We start from the raw sequence: 9366 nt of genomic DNA, 5'->3' as shown, positions 1-9366 counted from the left end.
TCATCGTCAAGATTAAATTCCAAAACCCCAATTGCGAAAGCAGTTGGGGTTTTGTTTTTGCGCGCGGAAAAGCCTTTCCAGTCACCGGAGAGCAGTGCGCTTCGACTCAAGAACTACCTCAAGCCGAAGGCACCCTTGGCGGGCGTTAACGTCCCAGGCTGCTGTGGGTCAGCCGGGCTACCCACTTGCCATGCTGCTCGCCATTCTTCAATGCCCGCAGTTTCTCCGGCAGTTGGTTGAAGTCGAACTCAATCAGCGGTGCAGGTTGCAGCAGACCCGATACAGTCCCGCTCATCAGTTGCTCGGCGTACTGACGTAGCTGTTGCCAGTCGGCCCGGCTGCCGTAAGCGTGAATACTGTTGAGGGCCACCTCGTGGAGTGAGATCGCGCTGCTGAATGCAGGCAATGGCGCTGTCTCCTGGCGATCCTGAATGCACACCAGGTGCCCGTTGTAACCCAGCAGTGTTGCCAGGCTGCGCGCCTGAGCCCCGCTGACGGTATCGAACAGCGCGTGCAGGCGACGCTCGCCCAACCGTGATTGCAGCTCGGTTTGCCAGGTGCTTGCCCGATAGTCGAAAACCCCGACCGCGCCCTGAGCGAGCAACCGCGCATGATGCTGAGCCGACGCCGTCGCCCACACCCGCAAACCGCGTTGCACCGCCAATTGGACCAGCAACGAACCCACCGCGCCTCCGGCCCCCACCACCAGCACATCACGCGCACCCACAACGGGGACCTTATCCAGCGCCTGCAAGGCGGTCAGGCCGGGGCAGGGCAGGCTGGCGGCAACTGCGTCATCCAGTGACTCAGGAACCGGCAGCGCCGCATCGGCATCGAGCAGGCAATACTCGGCGAAGCTGCCATCACGGCTCAACGACTGGTGATAAGCCACCCGCGTACCGATCTTCAGCGTCACCGCGGAACCCGCGGCCACCACCACGCCAACGCCATCGACACCAGGCACGCGGCCGGTATGCCAATCGGCATGTCCCCACTCGATGATCTTCCAGTCCACCGGGTTGAGGGCGATCGCGCTATTGGCGATCAGCACTTCATTCGCTCCCAGTTGCGGCAATGTCTTGCGGATCAGTTGAAGGCCTTCCAGGCCGGCTCCTGCAGTCCAGCTCCAGGCGTTGTATTCAGTTGGCATGGTGAAACCTCGGCAGTACGAATTCGGCAATTTCCTCGATGGCCTCGGCCACCGGGCGTTCACTGCGGCGCAGATGCAGGCCGACATGCTGCACGCCTGCCTCACGCAGGGCCTGCAGTTCCTCGATCAGTGCCAGGCGCCCACAGCGGCCACCAAAGCGCAGGCGCTGCATGGGGGCATGCGGGTCAGCGGCAAGGTCCAGGTGGACGAAACTGATATAGGGTTTGTCGCCACCGACCTCACGCCAGAGCGCGACGCGTCGGCGATGTTCGTCCGGGGTGCCCGGGTAGGCGAGCCAGCCGTCCATGTGTGCACCGATCCAGGCCGGCGATTGCTGGCCCAGCCCGGCCACCAGCAGCGGTGCGGCTTCAGGACGCTGTGGCAGCAGATGCGCACCCTCGGGTAAATGATCCTGTCCCTGGCTGTGCAACAGCTCGACAGCATCGCGAAAGAGCTCTCCGCGCTGGGCGTAATCGACACCGAACAGCGGATACTCCATCGGCCGGTCACCACTGGCGACCCCCAGCAGCAAGCGACCATCGCTCAACTCGTCGATGCTGTTGGCGGCCTTGAGGGTCAGCCACGGCTGACGCAACGGCAGGACCACCGCGGCGGTTCCGAGCATGATGTTCTGCGTGATGCCGGCCAGATAGCCGAGGTAGGAAAAGGTTTCGAAGACCTGAGCGGCATCGCCGAAATTCGGGTCGTACACCGGTACGTCACGTACCCATAGCGCGCGAAAGCCGGCCTGGTCCGCCAGGCGGGCGAGGGTTGCGTGCTGCTTGAGGTCCGGCACGCCGAAGGGGCGACCTTCGATCTGGCGCAGGCGTTGGCCATCGCTGGACCAGTCGTTATCGAGCGGCAGTTCCAGGCCGACGGAAAAGTTGTTCCTACCAAGCAGGCGTTGAAAACGAGGGTGCATGAAGGGCTCCAGCGTCTCGCCCGTGGCAAGACGGTCATAGGGATCACAGCGCAGCAGTATCCCCAGGCCCAGCCCACGGAAAAACGCATGAATCGGAACAACAATCTTGAGCGGATATCACGAATCGGCCGAATTCTTCATGAAAGCGCCGGGACGGTTTTTGGTATGGTGCAGCTCGTTTTTTCAAGGGACTGACATTCACCCGTGTTCACCTTATTTCACGAGAAGCTGTAGCAATGCCTGAACCGATACCGATCAAGGACCACGAAAAAGAGACGCGGCTGGTCAACAAAAGACTGTTGGCTTGCGCGCTCCTGGTGGTCGCTATCACCTGCACCCTGATCGGGCGCCTGTACTTCCTGCAGGTGGTCGAATTCGACTATCACTCGACCATTTCCGAAAACAATCGGGTACACGTGCTGCCCATCACCCCGACTCGCGGCCTGATCTACGACCGCAACGGCGTGCTGCTGGCCGACAACCGCCCCAGCTTCAACCTGACCATCACCCGCGAGCGCACCACAGATCTGAAAGGCGAGCTGGACCAGGTAGTCAACCTGCTGCACCTGCCCGCCGAAGACCGCGCGCTGTTCGACAAGGCGCTGAAGCAATCACGCCACCCGTTCGTGCCGGTCACCCTGTTCTATGAGCTGACCGAAGAGCAGATCGCCGTGCTGGCGGTCAACGAGTACCGCTTGCCGGGGCTGGAGGTCGAGGCCCAGTTCGTTCGGCACTATCCGATGGGCGCGCACTTCGCCCATTCCATCGGCTATGTCGGGCGCATCAACGAGAAGGAAGCCAAGGTCCTGGATTCGGTGGAGTACCGCGGCACCCAGTCGATCGGCAAGACCGGGATCGAGCGTTTCTACGAGTCCCAGCTGCATGGCCATGTCGGCTACGAAGAGGTGGAAACCAACGCCCAGGGCCGGGTCATGCGGGTGCTCAAGCATACTGATCCGATCCCTGGGAAAAACATCGTGCTCAGCCTCGACGTGAAGTTGCAGGAGGCGGCCGAGGCGGCCCTGGGCGACCGTCGCGGATCGGTGGTGGCCCTCGATCCGAAGACCGGCGAAGTACTGGCCATGGTCAGCAAGCCGAGCTTCGACCCGAACCTGTTCGTCACCGGCATCAGCTTCAAGGAGTACAGCGCGTTACGCGATTCCATCGACCGGCCGCTGTTCAACCGGGTGCTGCGCGGCCTGTATGCGCCGGGTTCGACCATCAAGCCCGAGGTGGCGATCGCCGGGCTGGACTCCGGGGTGGTCAACGCCTCGACCCGAGTGTTCGATCCGGGTTACTACCAACTGCCGGACGTCGACCACAAATACCGCAACTGGAACCACAGCGGCGACGGCTGGGTGGACCTGGACGCGGCGATCATGCGTTCCAACGACACCTACTTCTATGACCTGGCGCACAAACTCGGTATCGATCGCCTGCACGATTACCTGGCGATGTTCGGCCTGGGCGAGAAAGTCTCCCTGGACATGTTCGAGGAGGCGTCGGGACTGATGCCGTCCCAGGCTTGGAAGCGCGCCACCCGGCGCCAGCCGTGGTTCCCCGGCGAGACGGTGATTCTCGGCATTGGCCAAGGGTATATGCAGGTCACGCCGCTGCAGCTGGCCCAGGCGACGGCGCTGATCGCCAACAAGGGCGTGTGGAATCGCCCTCATCTGGCCAAGACCGTCGATGGCGTCGCGCCGGTGGACGAACACCCGATGCCGAACATCCGGCTCAAGGACCCGGTCGACTGGGACTTGGTCAGCCACGGCATGCAGATGGTGATGCACGCGCCCCGGGGCACCGCGCGCGACGCAGCGGCCGGCGCGCAATACCGCATCGCCGGCAAGAGCGGTACGGCGCAGGTGGTGGCGATCAAGCAGGGCGAGCGCTACAACCGTCTGAAGACCCGCGAGCGCCATCGTGACAATGCCTTGTTCGTCGGCTTCGCGCCGGCCGAGCACCCGCAGATCGTGGTAGCGGTGATGATCGAGAACGGCGAGGCCGGCGGCCGGGTCGCCGGCCCCGTGGTCCGTCAGGTCATGGATGCCTGGCTGCTCGATCAGCAAGGCCACCTGAAGCCGCAGTACGCCAGCCCTGGCAAGGGGCCGGACGTTCCCCACGCCTGAGTCATTTGAACATCAGGCTGTCCGGCACCTGCTCACGAATACTGAGCATGTGCTGGATGCTGTCCAGGAACAGGGTTTCGGCCTGGCTCATCTTCTGTTCCCGGTGCCACAGCAGCTGGATATCGAAATCCACCACGCCCTCGTCCGGCGGCAAACGCCAGAGCAGCCCTTGCTCGACATCCCGCCGGACCAGGTGGATCGGCAGGCAGCCGATACCGAATCCCGCGCAGATCAGTCGGTAAATCTCCTCGAAACTGGTGGAGGAGGCGACGATCTTGCCGGTAAAGCCCTGTTGGTCGCGAAACAGCGTCAGCGGTGACAGATTGCCCCCCAACTGGTCGCTGGTGAAGCTGACGAAATTCTCGTTGGCCAGCTGTTGCAGGCTCAGGTCCTGCTGGCCGAACAGCCGGTGGCGCTGGCCGCAGAAGTAGGCATACCGCTCGCGAAACAACACCCGCTGTTCCAGCCTGGGTTGTGGCAGGCGGCACAGCCCGACCCCCAGGGTCGCGGTTTTTTGCAGCAGCGAACTGATGATGTCCGAGCTGCCCATCACCTCGACTTCCAGCTCGATTTTCGGGTGGGCCTCATGGAAATCGGCGAGGAACTCGTCGTAATGCGGCGCTTGCACACCGCTGACGGTAAGGATGCGGATCTTGCCCACCACGTCGTCGTTGCGGCTCTCCAGCACGGTGCCCAGGCGCGAGATATCGCCGTAGATATCGGTGGCGATGCGCAGCACTTCCTCCCCGGTTTCCGTCAGCTCGAAGCGCCGTCCGCTGCGCGCGATCAACACGCAGTCGAGCTGTTCCTCCAGGCGCTTGAGGGCCTGGCTGACCGCCGACTGGGTGATGTGCAGGCGCGCGGCGGCGCGGCTCATGCTGCCTTCCTGGCCGATCACCAGGTAGGTGCGCAGCAGGTTCCAGTCCAGGCGATCGTTGAGAAAACGCCGACCGACCCAGGGGTTGGAGGTGGAGAGCGGTGCGGGCATGGCGGCTCCAGGTAGTAGCAGTGCTAATAGCAAAGATAAGGATTTGAAAATTGACTAATCCTGGCACGCCGGCGATAAAGCCCACAAGCGCCAGAGAGCGCCGCGTGATCAGCCTTCCGCACCTGCCCAAAACTACAAATACACAGGGTCCTTGCATGCACAGCACTCCTCAGCCGCGCCGAGCCGCGGCGGCGGCCTTTATCGGCACGACCATCGAGTTCTACGACTTCTACATCTATGCCACGGCCGCGGCCCTGGTCCTCGGCCAGGTGTTCTTTCCCAGCAGCGACCCGGTGATGAGCACCCTGGCGGCCTTCGGCAGCTTCGCCGTGGGCTTCATTGCCCGGCCCATGGCCGGCATGGTGTTCGGTCACCTCGGCGATCGCCTCGGGCGCAAGAAAATGCTGCTGGTGACCATGGCGCTGATGGGGCTGGCCACCACCGGCATCGGCCTGTTGCCCAGCTATGCCAGCGTCGGCATCTGGGCGCCTATCAGCCTGATTGTGCTGCGCATCATCCAGGGCATTTCCGTGGGCGGCGAGTGGGGCGGGGCGGTGCTGATGGCCAGCGAACATGCCCCGGCCAAGCGCAAGACCTTCTACGCCTCCTTCGCCCAGCTCGGCAGCCCGGCCGGCCTGCTGCTGGCGTTGATCGCCTTCCGCCTGGTGACCAGCCTGGACCAGCAGGATTTCCTCGAGTGGGGTTGGCGCCTGCCGTTCCTCGCCAGCGGTGTGCTGATGATGTTCGGCCTGATGATCCGTTCCGGCGTGCATGAGTCGCCGGAGTTCGCCAAGGCCCGGGACAACAACGAAACCGCCCAGTACCCGGTGATGGAAGTGCTGCGCAGCTGCTGGAAGCAGATCCTGTTCGCCGCCGCCGCGGTGACCATCGGTTCGGCCGGTTTCTTCTTCACCAACACCTTCATGATCACCTACGTCACCCAGTACCAGGGCATTTCCCGGGCGACCATTCTCGATTGCCTGTTCCTGGTGACGATCATCCAGCTGCTGTCCCAGCCGGTCTCCGCGCTGCTGGCCGAGCGTATCGGCGAAGGGCGTTTCCTCAAGTGGGTGGCGCTGCTGTGCATGGCCACGCCGTACCCGATGTTCCTGTTGGTCGGCACCCAGAACATTGTGCTGATGACCCTTGGCATTGCCCTGGCAGTGGTGATTCTCTCGGCGCTGTACGCGGTGATCGCCGGCTACATGACCCAGGCCTTCCCGGTGCACCTGCGCTACTCGGGGATCTCCATCGCCTACCAACTGGCCTGCGCGGTCGCCGGTGGCAGCACGCCGCTGATCGGCACCCTGCTGGCCAGCCAGTTTTCCGGACAGTGGCTGCCGCTGGCGGTGTTCTTCAGCCTGTTGTCGGCCCTGTCATTGATCGGCGTCTGCGGCCTGGCCCGGCTGCGCGCCAACCCGACTGTCCACCACGTTCCTAAAGAGGTGTATTCGTGAGCAAACCCGAACACATGAGCCCGATTGAATGGCAGGCCCGCTGCGAGCTGGCGGCCCTGTATCGACTGGTCGCGCACTTTCGCATGACCGACCTGATCGACACCCACATCACCCTGCGCATTCCAGGGCCCGAGCATCATTTTTTGATCAACCGCTACGGGGTGATCTTCGACCGCATGCGTGCCAGCGACCTGGTGCGCATCGACCAGGAGGGGCGCATCGTCGACCCGCACTACGCCGGGCACCGGGTCAACGCCGCCGGCTTCGTCATCCATTCGGCGATCCACATGGCGCGCCCGGACCTCAACTGCGTGATCCACACCCACACCGCCGCCGGCATAGCAGTGGCCGCGCAGAAGCAGGGGCTGTTACCCATCAGCCAGCATGCGCTGAAGTTCTACGGCAAGCTGGCGTACCACACCTATGAAGGCATCGCCCTGTCCCTGGACGAGCGCGAGCGCCTGATCGCCGACCTTGGCCCGCACAAGGCGATGATCCTGCGTAACCACGGCCTGCTGGTAGGCGGTGCCAGCGTCGCCCATGCGTTCCAGGAGATTCATTTTCTCGAGCGTGCCTGCCAGGCCCAGGTCCAGGCGCTGGCCGGCGGTTGCGAGCTGAACTACCCGTCGCCGCAGGTCTGCGCTCACACCGCCGAACAGTTCGAGCGCGACGACGCCGACCACATCATCGAACTGGCCTGGGAGGCCGCCCTGACCTTGATCGAGTCCCAGCGCGAGTCCTATCTGTCATGAGCATTGTGGTGCTGCTGTCCCGCGACAGCCTGTTGCTCAAGCCATTGCAGGCCGCCTTCGCCCGCTGCGCGCCACAGGTGCAGGCAGTGCTGGCCGACGATCCGCGCGCGGCTCAGGCGCTAATGGCCGCTTGTTGGTTTCCCCCCGCCGGTAGCCTGGGGCGCTTGCCCAACCTGCAAGTGATTCACTCGGTGGCCGCGGGCATCGACCACCTGGAACACGACCCTTCGTGCCCGGACCTGCCGATCTGCCGGGTGGTGGACCCGGGCCACCGCCAGGGCATGACCGAGTACCTGCGCTGGGCGGTGATCCACTATCACCGCGGCTTCGACCGGGTGCTGGAGCAGCAGCGCGAACGGCACTGGGAGCGGCCGCTGCAACGGCCGGCGCGGCAGTTCAAGGTCGGGGTCATGGGCCTGGGTTCCCTGGGCAGCGCCATCGCCCTCGACCTGGCCGCCGCCGGCTACGACGTGCGTGGCTGGGCTCGCAGCGCCAAGTGCCTGGCGGGGGTGCAGACCTTCGTCGGGCCGGGGCAGTTGGAGCCCTTTCTCGATCAAGTGGAACTGCTGATCAACCTGCTGCCCCTGACCGCCGAGACCCGCGGCATTCTCGGGCGCGACAGCTTTGCCCGGCTGGCCCATGGCGCGGCGCTGGTCAATGTCGGGCGCGGCGGTCACCTCAACCTCGACGACCTGCAACAGGTCCTGGCCAGCGGCCAGTTGCGCGGCGCCTTGCTCGATGTGTTCGAACAGGAGCCGCTGCCGGCCGATCATCCGTTGTGGAGCACCCCCGGGGTCACTCTCACCCCGCACATGGCCTCGGCGGCCTCCCACGATTGCATTGCCGAGCAGGTGGCGGACAACCTGCGGCGCCTGCAAGCCGGCGAGCCGCTGTTGAACGAGGTGGACAGAGCCCAGGGTTACTGAGCGCCCAGGCAGGCCTGCAAGGCCTCGATAAAGACCGTCTCGGCGCGGCTCATGCGCTGTTCGCGGTTCCACAGCAGATGGATGTCGACGTCGGCGATGCCTTCGTCGGGCGGCAGGCGCCACAGCAGCCCGGCTTCGACGTCGGCCGCCACCACATGTTCGGGCAGGCAGCCGATGCCGTAGCCGGCGATCACCAGGCGCCGCACTTCCTCCAGGCTCGGCGACGAGGCGACGATGCGCCCGCTGAAGCCCTGCTGGTCGCGAAAGATGGTCAGCGGCGAGAGCATGCCGCCGATCTGGTCGCTGGTAAAACTGACGAAATTCTCCCGCTGCAAATCGCCCTCGGCCACCTTCTGCTGGCCGAACAGTCCATGGTGCTTGCCGCAGAAAAACGCATAGCGCTGGCGTAGGAACAACCGCTGTTCCAGGCGCGGTTGGGGCCGGCGGTTGAGGCTCAGGCCGAGGGTCGCGGTTTTTTCCTGCAGGGCGCTGACGATGTCCGAGCTGCGCAGCACCTCGATCTCCAGGTCGACCCGCGGATGCTGGCGGTGGAAGTCGGCGAGGAAGTCATCGAAACGCGCGGAAAAGATCCGGCTGATCATCAGCAGGCGCACCTTGCCGATCACCTCGTCGGCCGGCTGCTCCAGCACGCCACTGACCTGGGACATCTGCCCGTAGATCTCGCCGGCCAGGTGGAAGATCTGCTCGCCGACTTCGGTCAGGGCAAAACGTGGTCCGCGCCGGGCGATCAACTGGCGGCCCAGTTGTTCCTCCAGGCGCTTGAGGGCCTGGCTCACCGCCGGCTGAGTCAGGTGCAGGCGGGCGGCCGCACGGCTGATGCTCAGCTCCTGGCCGATCACCCGAAAGGTGCGCAGCAGGTTCCAGTCCAGGCGGTCGTTGAGCAGGCGGTCGGGCAGGCGGTTGGACATGGCGCGGGGCTCTGGGTCGAAGGATAGGGCTGATAATAAGCAGCGGTAATAATCAGCATAATAAATAGAAAATTGACTAATTATAGCCTCGCGACGATAAATCCCTCCCAGAC

General features: G+C 64.1%; 8 protein-coding genes. 4 read left to right on the top strand and 4 right to left on the bottom strand.

The window, feature by feature from the left end; translation table 11 throughout:
* Positions 1-145 precede the first annotated feature (145 nt).
* Positions 146-1150, bottom strand: a complete 1005-nt coding sequence (locus J4E58_RS18275) for a zinc-binding dehydrogenase (RefSeq protein ID WP_087091842.1) — start codon at positions 1148-1150, stop codon at positions 146-148.
* Entirely contained in the window at positions 1140-2072 is a 933-nt protein-coding gene (locus J4E58_RS18270; protein ID WP_087091841.1) for a TIGR03571 family LLM class oxidoreductase, read from the bottom strand. Before J4E58_RS18270 ends, J4E58_RS18275 begins: the two co-directional genes overlap by 11 nt.
* Before the next feature lie 236 nt (positions 2073-2308).
* Between J4E58_RS18270 and mrdA the strand changes: the two genes are divergently transcribed.
* Positions 2309-4201 carry a penicillin-binding protein 2 gene (gene mrdA / locus J4E58_RS18265; RefSeq protein ID WP_087091840.1) on the top strand — a complete coding sequence of 631 codons (1893 nt, stop codon included), beginning with the start codon at positions 2309-2311 and terminating at the stop codon, positions 4199-4201.
* 1 nt (position 4202) lies between these two features.
* Here mrdA and J4E58_RS18260 read toward each other — a convergent pair whose 3' ends face one another.
* Positions 4203-5189, bottom strand: coding sequence for a LysR family transcriptional regulator (locus J4E58_RS18260; RefSeq protein ID WP_009044872.1), 987 nt, complete (start codon positions 5187-5189; stop codon positions 4203-4205).
* Positions 5190-5344: 155 nt separating this feature from the next.
* Between J4E58_RS18260 and J4E58_RS18255 the strand changes: the two genes are divergently transcribed.
* From J4E58_RS18255 to J4E58_RS18245, 3 genes are read left to right on the top strand one after another with little or no spacing between them, the layout of a single operon-like run.
* Positions 5345-6646, top strand: coding sequence for an MFS transporter (locus tag J4E58_RS18255; protein ID WP_087091839.1), 1302 nt, complete (start codon positions 5345-5347; stop codon positions 6644-6646).
* Entirely contained in the window at positions 6643-7398 is a 756-nt protein-coding gene (locus J4E58_RS18250) for a class II aldolase/adducin family protein (protein ID WP_007928209.1), read from the top strand. The genes J4E58_RS18255 and J4E58_RS18250 overlap by 4 nt, the downstream gene beginning before the upstream one ends.
* The gene (locus J4E58_RS18245) at positions 7395-8324 is read left to right on the top strand and encodes a glyoxylate/hydroxypyruvate reductase A (RefSeq protein ID WP_087091838.1); all 930 of its coding nucleotides are present in this window, start codon (positions 7395-7397) and stop codon (positions 8322-8324) included. The genes J4E58_RS18250 and J4E58_RS18245 overlap by 4 nt, the downstream gene beginning before the upstream one ends.
* Here the strand turns inward: J4E58_RS18245 and J4E58_RS18240 are convergent.
* Positions 8318-9253 carry a LysR family transcriptional regulator gene (locus J4E58_RS18240; protein ID WP_087091837.1) on the bottom strand — a complete coding sequence of 312 codons (936 nt, stop codon included), beginning with the start codon at positions 9251-9253 and terminating at the stop codon, positions 8318-8320. The two genes, J4E58_RS18245 and J4E58_RS18240, sit on opposite strands and share 7 nt — an antisense overlap.
* Between the last annotated feature and the right edge of the window lie 113 nt (positions 9254-9366).

The sequence above is a fragment of the Pseudomonas sp. FW305-25 genome (assembly GCF_017351415.1).
GTDB lineage: Bacteria > Pseudomonadota > Gammaproteobacteria > Pseudomonadales > Pseudomonadaceae > Aquipseudomonas > Aquipseudomonas chlororaphis.
The sequence above is the reverse complement of the archived record's forward strand: the minus strand, read 5'-3'. Positions and strand labels throughout refer to the sequence as shown.

Bases quoted from the DNA above. Each gene is read 5' to 3' on its own strand.
- J4E58_RS18260 (WP_009044872.1), bottom strand. From the start codon at position 5,189: ATGCCCGCACCGCTCTCCACCTCCAACCCCTGGGTCGGTCGGCGTTTT.
- J4E58_RS18245 (WP_087091838.1), top strand. From the start codon at position 7,395: ATGAGCATTGTGGTGCTGCTGTCCCGCGACAGCCTGTTGCTCAAGCCA.
- J4E58_RS18270 (WP_087091841.1), bottom strand. From the start codon at position 2,072: ATGCACCCTCGTTTTCAACGCCTGCTTGGTAGGAACAACTTTTCCGTC.
- J4E58_RS18275 (WP_087091842.1), bottom strand. From the start codon at position 1,150: ATGCCAACTGAATACAACGCCTGGAGCTGGACTGCAGGAGCCGGCCTG.
- J4E58_RS18240 (WP_087091837.1), bottom strand. From the start codon at position 9,253: ATGTCCAACCGCCTGCCCGACCGCCTGCTCAACGACCGCCTGGACTGG.
- mrdA (WP_087091840.1), top strand. From the start codon at position 2,309: ATGCCTGAACCGATACCGATCAAGGACCACGAAAAAGAGACGCGGCTG.
- J4E58_RS18255 (WP_087091839.1), top strand. From the start codon at position 5,345: ATGCACAGCACTCCTCAGCCGCGCCGAGCCGCGGCGGCGGCCTTTATC.